We start from the raw sequence: 14,743 nt of genomic DNA, 5'->3' as shown, positions 1-14,743 counted from the left end.
TATCCCGCCCTTTGCATGCCGCTGCCGTGATTTGTGACATGGCTTGCGCGCGGGGGCGCCGTCTCCCAAACGGCTGGCGTTTGACGCCGACCCCGCGCGCCGTCAGCGCGCCTGCCGCTCAACTTTCGGGCGGCCTTCGGACGCGCCTCAGCCGGCCAGTGCCGTCGCCTCGATCTCGACGGCCAGGCCGTGACTGAGCCCTGGCACGGGAACCACGGCCCGGGCGGGCTTTGCGCTGCCGGCCCACGCGGCGTAGACCTCGTTGAATGCGCCCCAGTCGTCCACGTTGGTGATGTACGCGCGCACCTGCACCAGACGGCTCACGCTCGTGCCGCACGCGTTCAGGATCGCCCCCACGTTCTCCAGCGCCTGCCGCGCCTGCTCGGCGAAGGGGGCATCGACCAGGCGTTCGCCATCGGGGGTGATCGGCAACTGTCCCGACACGAACACGAAGCCCCCCGCGCAAACGCCGTGCGAATAGTGTCCGCGGGGCGGCTGCAGCGCGGGAGCGTTGATCGATTCGATACCGCGTTCGCGCGTGCTCATGCGGCCTCCCCGAGCGTGAGTTTCGCGAAGCGCGCCATGTCGACGTTGCCGCCCGACAGGAGGACGCCCACACGCTTGCCCCGCACGTCGATCTTCTTCTGCAGGACCGCGGCCGCCGCGAGGCACCCGGTAGGTTCGACGACGATCTTCATGCGACTGGCGAAGAACTGCATCGTGTGCACGAGTTCGTCATCGGTCACGGTCAGGATGTCGTCGACCAGCGAGTGGATCACGGGAAAGGTCAGCGCGCCGAGATGCTGCGTTTGCGCGCCGTCGGCGATCGTTCGCGGCGTGTCGATGTGAACGATGGCGCCGCTTCGGAAACTTTGCTGACCGTCGTTGCCCGCTTCGGGCTCAACCCCGTAGATCTCGATGTTCGGATTGAGCGCACGCGCGGCGATCGCGCTGCCCGAGAGCAGCCCGCCGCCGCCGAGACAGACCACCAGCGTGTCGAGCTCGCCGGCATCTTCGATCAGCTCCTTGGTCGCCGTGCCCTGGCCGGCCATCACATGCGGATGGTCGTAGGGGGGGATCAGCGTCATGCCGCGCTCGCTCGCCAGGCGCTTCGACAAGGCTTCGCGATCTTCCTGATAGCGGTCGTACAGGATCACTTCCGCCCCGTAGCCGCGAGTGGCGTCGATCTTCATCTGCGGCGCATCCTGCGGCATCAGGATGACGGCCGGCACGCCGAGTTCCCGAGCGGACAAGGCGATGGCCTGTGCATGGTTGCCCGACGAGAACGCCAGCACGCCGGCCCGCTTCTGCTCGGCGGTGAATTGCGAAATCGCGTTGTAGGCGCCGCGGAACTTGAAGGCACCCATGCGCTGGAAGTTCTCCGCCTTGAAGAACAGGCTGGCGCCGGTCATGGCGTCTGCCGTGCGCGAAGTGAGCACGGGCGTGCGGTGGGCGGCTTCGCGAATCCGGTCGTGAGCGGCGACGACGTCGCCGTAGGTGATCGCCAACGGGGTGGGGGTCATGATGCGCCTTTCGGGTCGGTGAGGTAGGTGTACACGGTCGAGCGCGCCACACCGAGCGTACGCGCGACTTCCGCATGCGCATGACGCAGATCGAGCAGGCCGCGCGCTTCGACGAGACGGATTGCCTCGCGGCGTTGCGTCAGCGTGAGGCCCAGGGGTGTCGTGTTGCGCTGGGCCGCGAAATCGGCAATCAGCGGGGCGATGTCGTCGAGTCGGCGAGTGGCGAGCGTCTCGCGCACCGGCGCGGGCGTTTGCGCCGACACGCTGACCAGTTGCTGCACGCTGGACGCTGCGGCGGCGAGCATGGAAATGTCCATGTTCAGGCAAATCGCGCCGACGTACTCGCCACGACTGTTCTTCAGCCCAATGGACGTGCTCTTGGCCGGACGTCCATCGGGAAACCGGTTCGCATAGTTGGCGATGACTTCCGGGAAAGCCGGATCGGCAATCCGGGCGAGGCCCATTTCGGTGACCGCGTCACCGGGTTGGCGACCCGACAAATTGTTGGCGATGGCCACGACTGCGTTGTCCGGATCGGTCAGGTCGTGCAGCACCACCTCGACGAGCGGCGCGAACGTCTGCCCGAGTGCCTCGACGATCTTGCGCCCCTCGCGCAGCAGCAGCGCGTTTTCGTCGAGCTTGCCCGCGCCGACAATGGATTTGGTGGATTTCATGATTTGACATTATGTCATTAAGTGACGAAATGTCAAATCCAGGGCGGAAAAAACGCCCGTGGACCGTCCTGACCCGCTGCCTGGCGCAATCGCGAGATTGCGCCAGGCACTAAGGGGTCGGGCGACGCACGGGCGTTCGTCTCAGACGAGTTGTTTGTCGGCGAGCTCGCTCTTGAGGTAGCCGTAATAGATGGGCGCGGCGATGAGTCCGGGCAGACCGAACGCTGCCTCCATCACGATCATCGCGAGCAGCAACTCCCATGCGCGCGACTGGATCTGGGTGCCGACGATGCGCGCATTCAGGAAGTACTCGAGCTTGTGGATGACGATCAGGAACACGAGCGCTCCGATCGCCACGTAAAGCGACATCGACAGCCCCAGCACCACGATGAACGTATTCGAGATGAGGTTGCCGATGACCGGCAACAGCCCGACCACGAAGGTCACGATGATCATCGTCTTGCGCAGCGGCAGGTGAACGCCGAACATCGGCAGCACCGCGAGCAGGAAGATGCCGGTAAAGAGCGTATTGATGGCCGAGATCTTCACCTGCGCGAACACGATGCGGCGAAAGGCGTCGCCGAACAGCGTGACGCGGCGCGTGAGCGCTGCGGCCAGCGGGCGCATGTGCTGGACGGGGCGCACCGACGAGAGTGCCACGAGCGCGCCGAGTACGAGCCCGACGATAATGTGCACCATCGCGTTGAGCGCTTCCTTGCCGACCAGCGACATCTCCTGAGTGTGATCCTTGAGATACCCCGTGATGGCCTGGTGGATGTCGTCGGTATCGGCGGGAAGCCGCGCCGTCACCCACGCGGGCAGTTGGCTGCGCGCCTGTTCGAGCGCGTCCATCATGCGGCCGTTGATGTGCTCGAGATGCCCGGCGTCGTTGCGGAAAAAGGCAATGATCCCGAAGATGAGCGCGGTCATCAGCGCCACGATGACGGCCGAGAGCAGCGCCACGGCGGCCAGCCGCGCCCAATCGCTGGAGATGCGCAGTTGCAGGCGCGGGCTGAGCACGTGCACGAGCTGATAGACCACCATGCCCGCGAGCACTACCGAGAGCAGATGGATGCCGAGAATGAGCCACAGGCCCACGGCGGCGAATACGTAGCTCGCCAGTTCGACCCAGAAATTCCGGTCCGGATTCCAGCCAGATCGCGATTCCATGCAATGACGTCCTTTATAAGCGCTTCGTCGTGATGGCGCGGCTCACTTCGTTCGCGCGAGCAGCGGGGCGAGATACTTCCCGGTGAAACTGGCCTTGTTGGCAGCCACTTGTTCGGGCGTGCCCTGCGCGATGATCTGCCCGCCCCCCGCACCGCCTTCGGGGCCGAGATCGATCACCCAGTCTGCCGTTTTGATCACGTCGAGATTGTGCTCGATGATGACGACCGTATTGCCCTGGTCGCGCAGGCGATGAATCACGGTGAGGAGCAGTTCGATGTCGTGAAAATGCAGTCCAGTAGTCGGTTCGTCAAGGATGTACAGCGTGCGGCCCGTATCGCGCTTGGAGAGTTCGAGCGAGAGCTTCACGCGCTGTGCTTCGCCGCCCGAGAGCGTGGTGGCCGACTGGCCCAGTCGAATGTAGCCCAGGCCTACGTCGAGCAGTGTCTTGAGCTTGCGCGCCACGACCGGCACCGGCTTGAAGAACTCGTGCGCCTGCTCGACCGTCATGTCGAGGACTTCCGAGATGTTGCGGCCCTTGTACTGCACTTCGAGCGTTTCGCGGTTGTAGCGCTTGCCGTGGCAGACGTCGCAGGGCACGTACACGTCCGGCAGGAAGTGCATTTCGACCTTGATGACGCCGTCGCCCTGACAGGCCTCGCAACGCCCGCCCTTCACGTTGAACGAGAAGCGGCCCGGATCGTAACCGCGTTCCTTGGCGGCGGGCACGCCCGCGAAGAGCTCGCGAATCGGCGTGAAAACGCCCGTGTACGTGGCCGGGTTCGAGCGCGGCGTGCGGCCGATCGGGGACTGGTCGACATTGATGACCTTGTCGAAGTGCTCGAGTCCATCGATCTGTTCGTACGGTGCCGGCTCGGCCGACGACCCGTAGAGATGGCGCGCGACGGCGTGGTAAAGCGTATCGTTGATCAGCGTCGACTTGCCCGATCCGGAAACGCCCGTCACGCAGGTGAGCAGACCGACCGGCAGATCCAGATTGACGTGCTTGAGGTTGTTCCCCGTGGCGTCGACGATGCGCAGGTGGTCCTCGCCGGGGGCATGTCGCTCGGCTGGCACTTCGATGCGGCGCGCGCCCGACAGGTACTGCCCGGTGAGCGATTCCGGCGCGCTTTCGATCTGCGCGGGGCTGCCTTGCGCGATCACTTTCCCGCCGTGAATGCCGGCGCCGAGTCCCATGTCGACGACGTAGTCGCTCGCGAGAATCATGTCCTCGTCGTGCTCCACCACGATGACCGAGTTGCCGAGGTCGCGCAGGTGCTTGAGCGTGCCGATGAGGCGGTCGTTGTCACGCTGGTGCAGCCCGATCGAGGGTTCGTCCAGCACGTACATCACGCCTGTGAGGCCGGACCCGATCTGCGATGCGAGACGAATGCGCTGCGCTTCGCCGCCCGAGAGCGTGTCGGCGCTGCGCTCGAGCGACAGGTAGTCCAGTCCGACGTTGTTCAGGAACGAGAGCCGCGCCACGATTTCCTTCACGATCTTGTCGGCGATCTCGCGCTTGGCGCCATGCAGCACCAGCTCGTGGAAATAGCCGAGTGCGTCGCGCAGCGGCAGGTTGCCGATCTCGTAGATGGCGCGAGCCTGCTTGTCTTCGCCGACCTTGACGAAGCGCGCCTCGCGGCGCAGGCGACTGCCCTCGCAATCGGGGCAGGCCCGGTTGTTCTGGTACTTGGCGAGCTCCTCGCGCACGGCGACCGAGTCGGTCTCGCGATAGCGGCGCTCCAGATTCGGGATGATGCCTTCGAACGCATGCGAGCGCACCGACGTGCGGCCCTTCTCGTTCACGTAGGTGAACGGGATCTCCTGCTCGCCGGAGCCGTACAGCACGATCTTCTGCGTGGCCTCGGGCAAGTCCTCGAACGGCGTGTCGACGTCGAAGTCGTAGAACGCCGCCAGGCTTTGCAGCATCTGGAAGTAGAACTGATTGCGACGATCCCAGCCCTTGATCGCGCCGGAAGCGAGCGAGAGCGCGGGGAAGGCCACGACCCGTTTCGGGTCGAAGAACGTCATCTGTCCCAGACCGTCGCAGGTCGGGCAGGCGCCCATCGGGTTGTTGAACGAGAACAGGCGCGGCTCGAGCTCCTGGAGCGAATACGAGCACACCGGGCAGGCGAACTTGGAGCTGAAGACGTGCTCCTTGTCGGTGTCCATCTCGAGCGCGACGGCGCGTCCGTCGGCCAGACGCAGTGCCGTCTCGAACGACTCCGCAAGACGTTGCTTGAGATCGGCGCGCACCTTCACGCGGTCGATCACCACGTCGATCGAATGCTTCTCCGTCTTCTTGAGCTTGGGCAGCGCGTCGATGTCGTAGACGCGTGCGGTGCCCTCGTTTGCCGCGCCGCCACCCGACCGAATGCGAAAGCGCACGAAGCCTTGCGCCTGCATCGAATCGAACAGGTCCGCATGTTCCCCTTTGCGATCGACGACGATCGGCGCGAGGATCATGAGCTTGGTGTCTTCGGGCAGCGCGAGCACGGCGTCGACCATCTGCGAGACGCTCTGCGATTCGAGCGGCAGGCCATGATCGGGGCAGTAGGGCGTGCCCACGCGGGCGTACAGCAGGCGCAGGTAATCGTGGATTTCCGTGACGGTGCCGACCGTCGAGCGCGGATTGTGCGACGTGGCCTTCTGTTCGATGGAAATCGCGGGCGAGAGGCCCTCGATGAGGTCGACATCCGGCTTTTCCATCAGTTGCAGGAACTGACGGGCATACGCCGAAAGGCTCTCGACATAGCGGCGCTGACCTTCCGCGTAGAGCGTGTCGAAGGCGAGCGACGACTTGCCGGAGCCGGACAGGCCAGTGATCACGACCAGCTGGTGACGCGGCAGGTCGAGATTGACGTTCTTGAGGTTGTGGGTGCGTGCCCCACGAATACGAATGGTTTCCATTGACGGTTCCGGGTCGTCGCCGAGGAATCCGCGCGGCGAATTGTCGCGGGGCGGTTTCCGGCCCCCAAGAGTCCGAATTTCCCGGGACGTCGCGCCATGTCCACGCGGCATTGGCCGGGCGTCGACGCGGCAGGCGGCGGGAGCGGTCGGGCGGGCCGCTGGGGGGAAATCCGGGCGGCTAAACCTGCTAATATACCTAAGTTTGATTGCCAGGGCTGAACCGGCTGACGGGCTGTCTCGCACGGCACAACGGCCAGCGACTCAGATGGGGACGAACCGCCCGAAATCCAGAGGCTCGGACCGGTCGCCGGCTTGGGTGCGATGCTTGCGCCGCACGGACGGCTGACACGGCGCCCGGGGCCGCGAACATCGGACGGTGCCGAGGCGGCTCGACAGCCAAACTGATAGCGAAACCCATCCGGCGAGCGCTTTTTCCATCTCTCAGGACGTAATGTCTACCGATTCCGTGACTTCCGCTTCTCCTGCCTCGACACGCGGCCGAGGGGGCCGCATGACCCCGCTAGAAGTGCGCGCGAGTGCGTCGCTCGCGGGGATCTTCGCGCTGCGCATGCTCGGCCTGTTTCTCATCATGCCGGTGTTCTCCGTGTTCGCGCAGACCCTGCCGGGCGGCAACAACACGTTTCTCGTGGGACTGGCCATCGGCATCTATGGTCTGACGCAGTCGCTGCTTTACATTCCGTACGGCTGGGCGTCCGACCGACTGGGGCGCAAGCCCGTCATTGTCTTCGGGCTGATCGTGTTTGCCATCGGGTCGCTGGTGGCGGCGATGGCGCACGATCTGACGTGGATCATCGTTGGTCGGGCGATTCAGGGGGCGGGGGCGATTTCGTCGGCGGTCATGGCCTGTGTGGCGGACCTCACGAGCGACGCCAACCGCACCAAGGCGATGGCGATGATCGGCGGGAGCATTGGAATCTCGTTCGCCGTGGCGATCGTCTGCGCGCCGTTCCTGTATCACTGGCTCGGCATGAGCGGGCTGTTCTCGGCCATTGGCATTCTGGCGGTACTGGCGATCTTCGTCGTGCTGTGGGTCGTGCCCACGCCGCCGGCCCATCCGAAGGCGGGACCGGCGCCGTTCTCGGAGGTGCTCCACAACCCCGAGCTGTTGCGCCTGAACTTCGGTGTGTTCATCCTGCACGCCACGCAGACCGCGCTGTTCGTGGCGATGCCGCGCATGCTCGTCGCGGCGGGCTTGCCGGTGGCGCAGCACTGGGAGGTCTATTTGCCGGTCATGGGGCTGTCGTTCGTGGCGATGGTGCCGGCGATCATTGCGGCGGAAAAGCGCGGCAAGATGAAGGCGGTGCTGCTCTCGGCGATCGCGCTGGTGGCGGTGGCGCAGGTGGCGTTGGGCGAGTTGCCGCCGACGGTGGGCGTGATCGCCGGGGTGCTGTTCGTGTACTTTCTGGGCTTCAATGTGCTCGAGGCGTCGCAGCCGTCGCTGGTGTCGAAGCTGGCGCCGGGGCAGCGCAAGGGCGCGGCGGTGGGCGTCTACAATACGACCCAGGCACTCGGATTGTTCACCGGTGGCGCGCTTGGGGGGTATCTGATGACCCACTTCGGACAAAACGCAATCTTCATGACCTGTGCGGCCGGGGTTTTGGTGTGGCTTATAATCGCCGCACCGATGAGGACGCCAGCGCCTCGTCAATCCTGAACGGATTTCAGCAATACCGGAGAAAGATTTATGGCATCAGTCAACAAAGTGATCCTGGTCGGCAACCTTGGCGCCGACCCCGAAGTCCGCTACATGCCGAGCGGCGATGCGGTCGCGAACATCCGCCTGGCCACGACCGACCGATACAAGGACAAGCAGTCCGGCGAGTTCAAGGAAATGACGGAATGGCACCGCGTGTCGTTCTTCGGCCGGCTCGCGGAAATCGTCAATGAGTACCTGAAGAAGGGCTCGTCGGTGTATATCGAAGGCCGTATCCGCACGCGCAAGTACCAGGCGCAGGACGGCACGGACCGTTACAGCACGGAAATCGTGGCGGACCAGATGCAGATGCTCGGTGGCCGCAGCGGCGGCGGTGAAGGTGGCGGCGGTGGCGGCTACTCGCGCGGTGGTGGCGACGAGGGCGGCGGCGGTGGCGGTGGCTATTCGCGTGGCGGTGGTGGTGGCGGTGGCCGTCAGCAGGCGCCGGCCAAGCCGTCCGGCGGTTTCGACGACATGGACGACGATATTCCGTTCTGACCGCCAGACTAGTCCGTGAGAATTGCGAGAGGCCCGTATCCCGTCCGGATACGGGCTTTTTGTTTGTGGGACGACGTCCGAGGGCGCGACCCCGGGCGTCACGCCGGTTACGGTGAGCGTTTGCGTCGGCTTGGGCGAAGCGGCTGCGGTCCCCGCACGTCCGAGGCTTCTCGTGCCACACGCGAAGACGCGCAGTGTCTGCCGGCATGGCGAAGTCGATGACCGGTAGAATCGAGGGCATTCCCTCGTCAGCCGTTTCACCGCCATGCTTGCGCACGCCTTTGCCCCGTTCGAGACAACCATTGCCGCCGTCCTCGACGCGCTGGGCATCAACACGCAGGATCCGCAAGCCGACGGTTCGCCCGATGGCACGCCTGATGGCGCCCACGATGCCTCGCATCTGATTCGCGTCTGGAAGCTTGTGAAGGAGATTGCGGCGAGCGCCCGGGCCGCCGATCTCGAGATGCTTGCCGTGGCTACGGTCTTGCACGATTGCGTGCCGGTGGAGAAGCACGATCCGCGTCGCGCGTTGGCGTCGCGGTTGTCCGCCGACAAGGCAAGCGCGGTCCTGCACGCGATGGGTTGGGAGGCGGCGCGCATCGACGCCACGGCGCATGTGATCGAGGCGCACAGCTTTTCGGCCGGGATCACGCCTCGCTCGTTCGAAGCCCAGGTGCTGCGCGATGCCGACCGGCTCGATGCGATCGGCGCCATCGGCATTGCGCGCACGTTCTACGTGGCCGGCCGCATGGGCTCGCGCCTGTACGCACCCCTGGACCCGTTCGCCGCGCAACGCCCGCTCGACGACCGCCGCTATGCGCTCGATCACTTCGAGACGAAACTCTTCCGACTGGTCGACGGCCTCCTCACGCCGGCCGCGCGGGCCATTGCCGAACGACGCGTCGCCACCATGCGCGCCTTCGTCGACGCGCTGCGCGAGGAAATTGCGCCGCAGGCATGAGCACCGCCTAAGCGGCTACTTCCCGACAACCGCGTCCAGCGGCACTTCCAGACCGACCTTCACGTTGCTCATCGAGACGAGCGTCTTGAAACGCTTGACGTTGTTGCTCTCGAAAAAGAGCGAGCGGGTGAGTTCGGTGTACTGCGCCATATTCCGGACCACCATGATCACCACGAAGTCGCACTCGCCCGCGACGTAGTAACACTGTTGGACCTGCGGGCACGCCAGGAAACTGCGCTTCATCGCATCGAGCAGGTCGAGCCGCTCGTTCTCGACTTCTACCTCGGTGATGATGGTGAGCGGATAGCCGACGCTCGCCGGATCGATGCGCGAGGCGGTACCGCACGTCACACCTTCGTCGGCGAGTTTCTTCAGGCGTCGGTTGACGGCCGCGGACGACAGGTTCACCCGCGCGCCGAGCGCGTGCTGCGGTGTCGTGGCGTCCTGCTGAATCGCCGCGAGCAGGGCGATGTCGTAACTGTCGAGGCTCATGGTGCGCAATAAAAATTCGATTGCAGGCGACAAAACGCGAAAATCGTACGCATGCCGCGGAATATTATTCAGGCTTGACGATGATACTCCGCCAGCGTCGACACTCCCATCGACGAGCGCGACACCCGAGACTTTCCCATGCCCCAGACGAATCCTTCCGGCACGCTCGAACTCAATGGCGCGCGCCTGTTGCAGCAACTTCGCGAGCTCGGGGAGATCGGCGCCGATCCCGTGGCGGGCGGGCGCACTCGCGTGGCGCTGACCGACGACGAAAAAGCGGGCCGCGATCAGGTCGTCGCCTGGATGCGCGAACTTGATCTCGACGTGCAGATCGACCGTATCGGCAACATCTTCGGCACGCTGGCGTCGTCGAATCCGACGGCGCGCCCGCTCATGATGGGGTCGCACATCGACACCGTGGTCAACGCCGGTGCGCTCGACGGCTGCTACGGAGTACTGGGTGGCCTCGCGGTCGCGCGCGCCTTTCGCGATGCCGGCATCGTGCCGTCTCGTCCGATCACGGTGGCGGCATTCACGAACGAGGAGGGTGCCCGCTTTCATCCCGACATGATGGGGTCGCTGGTGCATGCGGGCGGCTTGCCTCTCGATGAAGCGCTCGACGCCATCGGCACTGACGGCGCGCGTCTGGGCGACGAACTCGTGCGCATCGGCTACGCGGGCGAAATGGTACCGGGCACGCTGGTGCCGCACGAGTATCTCGAACTGCATATCGAGCAGGGTCCGATCCTCGAAGCGGAGGGGTTGGAAATCGGCGTGGTGGAAAACCTGCAGGGCATTTCATGGCAGCAGGTGACGGTCCACGGCAATGCGAATCACGCGGGGACGACGCCGACGCACCTGCGCCACGATGCAGGTTACGTCGCCGCCGCCGCCGTCGCCGAGCTGCGACGCATCGCCGTCGACGCCGGCACGACGCTCGCCACCGTCGGCACGTTCAGAGTGGAGCCGGGCGTCGTCAATGTCATTCCGCGCAAAGCGGTCTTCACGGTCGACATGCGCGATCCGGACGAGCAACGCCTGGCTGCTGGCGAGGCCCGCTTCGCCGCGTATCTCGCGACGATTGCCGGGCAGGAGGGCGTGCGCATTTCGACGAAGCGTCTCGCACGCTTCTCACCCGTCGTTTTCGACGCCGGGCTGACGGACGTCATCGAGACGTGCACGAAGCGTCGCGGCTTTTCGTATCGGCGCATGACCTCGGGCGCGGGGCACGACGCGCAAATGATGGCGAGGATCGCGCCGGCGGCGATGATTTTCGTGCCGAGCCGCGGCGGCATCAGCCACAACCCGCGCGAGCATACCGACGACGATCAGCTTGTGCGCGGCGCGCAAGTCCTGCTCGACGTCGTCGCACAACGTCTGGGCGCGACGACGTAATCCCACCGCGCACCCAAGCCCGCGCCGCTACACCGAATTTTCCGGAGCCCCCCATGTTTTACGTCAACCCGCATGCCACGCGTGCGCCATATCCCGCGGATCTTCAGGACATCATGAGCATCGCGCGTGCGCAGCAAAGCCGCGAATGGCTTTCGCACTGGCAGGGCCTCGCGCCCGGAAGCACGCCGCTGCGTGCGCTGCCCGATCTCGCGGCCTCGCTCGGCGTGCGCAGCGTGCTTGTGAAGGACGAAGCGCTGCGCTCGCCGCTGGGCAGCTTCAAGGCGCTCGGTGCGCCGATCGCCCTCGTGCGCCTGTTGCTGCGGGAGTTCGCGGGGAGCCACTTCACCGCGCGCTCCCTGCTCGCCGGCGAGCACCGCGCGGCGCTCGCCGGCGTCACCGTCATTAGCGCGACGGACGGCAATCACGGCCGCGCGCTGGCTGCGGCGGCGCAGAGCATCGGCTGCCGTTGCGTGATCGTGCTGCATGCGCACGTGAGCGACGAGCGCGAGCAGGCCATCGCCGCCCATGGCGCCGAGATCGTGCGCATTGCCGGGAATTACGATGCGTCGGTGGAGACGGCGGCGGCGCTCGCCACGCGTCATGGCTGGCATGTCGTATCGGATACGTCATACGATGGCTACGAGGCGATCCCGCGCGATGTCATGCAAGGCTACGCAACGGTGGTGGCGGAAGTCGTCGAGGCGTTGATCGCGACGGCTTCGCCGGCGGACGATGCCTGCCCGGTCACGCACGTCTTTCTGCAAGGTGGCGTGGGCGGACTGGCGGCCGGTATCGTGAGTTATCTTTGGGAGCGTTGGGGCGCGTGGCGCCCGACCTTCGTGGTGGTGGAACCTGAGCAGGCCGACTGCCTGTATCAGAGTGCGATCTCGGGGCGCGCGGCGTCGGCGTCGGGTTCCGTCGACTCGGTCATGGCGGGATTGGCTTGCGGTGAGACGTCGCCGCTCGCGTGGCGATTCCTCCAGCCGTCGGTCGATGCCTTCATGACCGTGACCGATGCGCAGGCGGTCGAGGCCATGCGGCGTCTGGCGCGCGGCAGCGAGCACGACGTGCCTTTCGTGGCAGGCGAGTCGGGGGCGGCGGGGCTGGCCGGACTGATCCGGGCGGCGGCAACCCCCACCATCGCGTCGGCGATCGGCCTGACGGCGCAATCGCGCGTGTTGCTCATCAGCACCGAGGGTGCGACGGCGCCGTCCGTCTACGCGGAACTCGTCGGCGAGACGGCCGCGTCGGTCGCCGGACGTCAGCAGGCATGGATGGCGCGCTGAACGGCGCCATCGGACATCGACTCAGGGAGACGCTCGCATGACTCAGGACACCTACTTCGCCGACGCGCTCAAAAGCTGGCGCCATGCGTTCCACCGTGAGCCGGAGACCGGCTTCGAGGAGGTCGGCACGTCGCAGCGCGTGGCCACGATCCTGGAGAGCCTGGGGCTCGAGGTGCATCGCGGCATCGGCGGTACGGGCATCGTGGCGAACCTGCGGGTTGGGGAGGGGGGCGGCGCGATCGGCATCCGCGCCGACATGGACGCGCTCATGATCGCCGAGCAGGCGCCGGGGCGCGCATACGCGTCGCAGGTACCCGGCAAGATGCACGCGTGCGGCCACGACGGGCACATGTCGATGGTGCTCGGCGCCGCGAAACTGCTCGCCGAGTCGCGCGACTTCAACGGCACGGTGCGTTTCATCTTCCAGCCGGCCGAGGAACACGGCCGAGGCGCGAAAGCCATGATCGCGGACGGCCTGCTCGAGCGCTTTCCCATCGACGCGATCTACGGCGTGCACAACATGCCGGGCATTCCCGCAGGGCATTTCGCGACCCGCGCCGGCGGCATCATGGCCAGCGAAGACAACTTCGTCATTCGCATTCGGGGCAAGGGCACGCATGCCGCGCGACCGCACATGGGGATCGATCCACTGGTCATCGGCGCGCAAATCGTCCTCGCGCTGCAGACCGTGGTGTCGCGCAACGTCGACCCGGGCCAGTCAGCGGTCGTGTCCTGCACGGAGTTCGTCACCGACGGCATTCGCAACGCCATTCCGACGCATGTCGTGATCAGGGGCGACACGCGCAGCTACACACCCGACGTGCAGCAATTGCTCGAATCGCGCATGCGCGAGATCTGCATCGGAATCTGCGCGATGCACGGCGCGCACTGCGAGTTCGAGTACACGCACGAGTTCGCGCCGACGGTGAACTGGGCCGAAAGCACGGCGCTCGCGGTGAAGGCAGCGCGGTCGGTGACGGAACCCGCAACGGTCGACGCGGACGTTGCGCCCATGATGGCGTCGGAGGACTTCGGCGTGTTCCTGCAGCATGTGCCGGGCAACTTCATGTTCATCGGCAACGGCAGCGGCGACGCGCCGGGGGCGATCCCGCTGCACAATGCCTGCTACGACTTCAACGACGCGATCCTGCCGCTCGGTGCACGCTATTTCGCCCGGATCGTGCGCGACAGCCTTCCGCGCTGAAGCTAAACGCCAGGCGCCGAGCGCGGCACGCGATGCGGTGAAAACCGCTCAGCGCACCGGTGCGAGCGGTACCGTGCCGGCGTTGATGACGGCGTCCGGCAATTCCCGGACCGCCTCGAGCGTCTTGCGGATGTGGGCCGCGAGCAGTGCCGTCGCCTTGTCGGCGTCGCGCGCGAGGCAGGCGTCGAAGATTGCCTGATGTTCTTCGTGAACGTCGCGCGGCACCGGCCGATGGGTGATCGACAAGCGCCGGTAGCGCTCCGACTGACGGTAGAGGATCGTGAGGAAGTGGTGCAGCCAGCGCGACGGACACGCCCGAATCAGCACCTCGTGAAAGGCGCGATTGCGCGTCTCCCATTGGGCGAAGTGACCGCCGTTGTCCCCCATGCCGTCGCCCAACCGCTCCTCGGCGAGCGAGAGCAGGTGAAACGCGCTCGTCAGGTCGGCTTCCCAGACGTCGTCCCCCAGCGCGATGGACTGGCGCAATGCCTCGGTCTCCAACTGCACGCGCGTTTCGGTGATGTCGATGAAGTCGGCCAGCGAGATCGGCGTGACGCGAAATCCCCTGTGCCCATGCTGGACGACGAGCGCGTCGGCCACCAGCAACGCCAGTGCTTCGCGCAGCGTGCCCGCGCCAACGTCGTATCGATCCTTCAGATGCTCCACGCGCAACTTCTCCCCGGGCGCGAGATGCCCCTCGACGATGTCGCTGCGAAGCCGCAGGTAGGCGCTTTGCGCGAGCGTGGCATCGGCGCTCGGGGGCGACGACGGAGTTGGGCTGTGCATGCGAATGGGAGTCGGAAGCGTAGGGACGACCGCCGCAAGGGTGGCGTGCCGAGATTATAAGCAGCTTCTGCTCGATTGTCGCAAAATCATCATAAAATCGAGATAAATAAAAATTCTCGAGAAAATGTTGACG

Annotated in this window: 13 protein-coding genes; 6 read left to right on the top strand and 7 right to left on the bottom strand. The window is 65.6% G+C overall.

What is annotated here, in order from left to right; genetic code table 11:
• Positions 1-147: 147 nt before the first annotated feature.
• From PMO31116_RS05180 to uvrA, 5 genes are all read right to left on the bottom strand, one after another.
• Entirely contained in the window at positions 148-546 is a 399-nt protein-coding gene (locus PMO31116_RS05180) for a RidA family protein (RefSeq protein ID WP_150565780.1), read from the bottom strand.
• Entirely contained in the window at positions 543-1,523 is a 981-nt protein-coding gene (locus tag PMO31116_RS05175) for a threo-3-hydroxy-L-aspartate ammonia-lyase (RefSeq protein WP_150565779.1), read from the bottom strand. The genes PMO31116_RS05180 and PMO31116_RS05175 overlap by 4 nt, the downstream gene beginning before the upstream one ends.
• Positions 1,520-2,197, bottom strand: coding sequence for a helix-turn-helix transcriptional regulator (locus PMO31116_RS05170; RefSeq protein ID WP_150565778.1), 678 nt, complete (start codon positions 2,195-2,197; stop codon positions 1,520-1,522). Before PMO31116_RS05170 ends, PMO31116_RS05175 begins: the two co-directional genes overlap by 4 nt.
• A gap of 141 nt (positions 2,198-2,338) precedes the next feature.
• Positions 2,339-3,367 (bottom strand): AI-2E family transporter, encoded by a 1,029-nt coding sequence (locus tag PMO31116_RS05165; protein ID WP_150565777.1) that lies wholly within the window; start codon positions 3,365-3,367, stop codon positions 2,339-2,341.
• Between the two features lie 42 nt (positions 3,368-3,409).
• Positions 3,410-6,274 carry an excinuclease ABC subunit UvrA gene (gene uvrA / locus PMO31116_RS05160; RefSeq protein WP_150565776.1) on the bottom strand — a complete coding sequence of 955 codons (2,865 nt, stop codon included), beginning with the start codon at positions 6,272-6,274 and terminating at the stop codon, positions 3,410-3,412.
• Between the two features lie 511 nt (positions 6,275-6,785).
• Between uvrA and PMO31116_RS05155 the strand changes: the two genes are divergently transcribed.
• The 3 genes from PMO31116_RS05155 (at position 6,786) to PMO31116_RS05145 (ending at position 9,447) form a co-directional block, all read left to right on the top strand.
• Positions 6,786-7,949 carry an MFS transporter gene (locus PMO31116_RS05155; RefSeq protein WP_150565775.1) on the top strand — a complete coding sequence of 388 codons (1,164 nt, stop codon included), beginning with the start codon at positions 6,786-6,788 and terminating at the stop codon, positions 7,947-7,949.
• Between the two features lie 30 nt (positions 7,950-7,979).
• Complete coding sequence (locus tag PMO31116_RS05150) at positions 7,980-8,486, top strand: single-stranded DNA-binding protein (protein ID WP_150565774.1); 507 nt, start codon at positions 7,980-7,982, stop codon at positions 8,484-8,486.
• 265 nt (positions 8,487-8,751) lie between these two features.
• On the top strand, positions 8,752-9,447 hold the full coding sequence (locus tag PMO31116_RS05145; protein WP_150565773.1) for an HD domain-containing protein: 696 nt from the start codon (positions 8,752-8,754) through the stop codon (positions 9,445-9,447).
• Between the two features lie 15 nt (positions 9,448-9,462).
• Here PMO31116_RS05145 and PMO31116_RS05140 read toward each other — a convergent pair whose 3' ends face one another.
• Positions 9,463-9,939 (bottom strand): Lrp/AsnC family transcriptional regulator, encoded by a 477-nt coding sequence (locus tag PMO31116_RS05140; protein ID WP_145862842.1) that lies wholly within the window; start codon positions 9,937-9,939, stop codon positions 9,463-9,465.
• Between the two features lie 138 nt (positions 9,940-10,077).
• On the opposite strand from PMO31116_RS05140, the gene PMO31116_RS05135 reads away from it, so the two are divergent.
• From PMO31116_RS05135 to PMO31116_RS05125, 3 genes are read left to right on the top strand one after another with little or no spacing between them, the layout of a single operon-like run.
• Positions 10,078-11,334, top strand: coding sequence for a Zn-dependent hydrolase (locus PMO31116_RS05135; protein WP_150565772.1), 1,257 nt, complete (start codon positions 10,078-10,080; stop codon positions 11,332-11,334).
• Between the two features lie 53 nt (positions 11,335-11,387).
• A complete protein-coding gene (locus PMO31116_RS05130; RefSeq protein WP_150565771.1) occupies positions 11,388-12,620 on the top strand; it encodes a diaminopropionate ammonia-lyase in 1,233 nt (410 codons plus the stop codon).
• Between the two features lie 37 nt (positions 12,621-12,657).
• Positions 12,658-13,824, top strand: coding sequence for a M20 aminoacylase family protein (locus PMO31116_RS05125; protein WP_150565770.1), 1,167 nt, complete (start codon positions 12,658-12,660; stop codon positions 13,822-13,824).
• Positions 13,825-13,872: 48 nt separating this feature from the next.
• Here PMO31116_RS05125 and PMO31116_RS05120 read toward each other — a convergent pair whose 3' ends face one another.
• The gene (locus tag PMO31116_RS05120; RefSeq protein WP_150565769.1) at positions 13,873-14,610 is read right to left on the bottom strand and encodes a GntR family transcriptional regulator; all 738 of its coding nucleotides are present in this window, start codon (positions 14,608-14,610) and stop codon (positions 13,873-13,875) included.
• Positions 14,611-14,743: the final 133 nt, after the last annotated feature.

It is taken from the genome of Pandoraea morbifera (genome assembly GCF_902459575.1).
In the GTDB taxonomy this organism is placed as follows: Bacteria; Pseudomonadota; Gammaproteobacteria; order Burkholderiales; family Burkholderiaceae; genus Pandoraea; species Pandoraea morbifera.
Note: the sequence above shows the minus strand (reverse complement) of the source record. Positions and strands in the feature narration are given on the sequence as shown.

Bases quoted from the DNA above. Each gene is read 5' to 3' on its own strand.
- PMO31116_RS05155 (WP_150565775.1), top strand. From the start codon at position 6,786: ATGACCCCGCTAGAAGTGCGCGCGAGTGCGTCGCTCGCGGGGATCTTC.
- PMO31116_RS05165 (WP_150565777.1), bottom strand. From the start codon at position 3,367: ATGGAATCGCGATCTGGCTGGAATCCGGACCGGAATTTCTGGGTCGAA.
- PMO31116_RS05150 (WP_150565774.1), top strand. From the start codon at position 7,980: ATGGCATCAGTCAACAAAGTGATCCTGGTCGGCAACCTTGGCGCCGAC.
- PMO31116_RS05180 (WP_150565780.1), bottom strand. From the start codon at position 546: ATGAGCACGCGCGAACGCGGTATCGAATCGATCAACGCTCCCGCGCTG.
- PMO31116_RS05125 (WP_150565770.1), top strand. From the start codon at position 12,658: ATGACTCAGGACACCTACTTCGCCGACGCGCTCAAAAGCTGGCGCCAT.
- PMO31116_RS05170 (WP_150565778.1), bottom strand. From the start codon at position 2,197: ATGAAATCCACCAAATCCATTGTCGGCGCGGGCAAGCTCGACGAAAAC.
- PMO31116_RS05120 (WP_150565769.1), bottom strand. From the start codon at position 14,610: ATGCACAGCCCAACTCCGTCGTCGCCCCCGAGCGCCGATGCCACGCTC.
- PMO31116_RS05130 (WP_150565771.1), top strand. From the start codon at position 11,388: ATGTTTTACGTCAACCCGCATGCCACGCGTGCGCCATATCCCGCGGAT.
- PMO31116_RS05140 (WP_145862842.1), bottom strand. From the start codon at position 9,939: ATGAGCCTCGACAGTTACGACATCGCCCTGCTCGCGGCGATTCAGCAG.
- PMO31116_RS05145 (WP_150565773.1), top strand. From the start codon at position 8,752: ATGCTTGCGCACGCCTTTGCCCCGTTCGAGACAACCATTGCCGCCGTC.
- PMO31116_RS05135 (WP_150565772.1), top strand. From the start codon at position 10,078: ATGCCCCAGACGAATCCTTCCGGCACGCTCGAACTCAATGGCGCGCGC.
- uvrA (WP_150565776.1), bottom strand. From the start codon at position 6,274: ATGGAAACCATTCGTATTCGTGGGGCACGCACCCACAACCTCAAGAAC.
- PMO31116_RS05175 (WP_150565779.1), bottom strand. From the start codon at position 1,523: ATGACCCCCACCCCGTTGGCGATCACCTACGGCGACGTCGTCGCCGCT.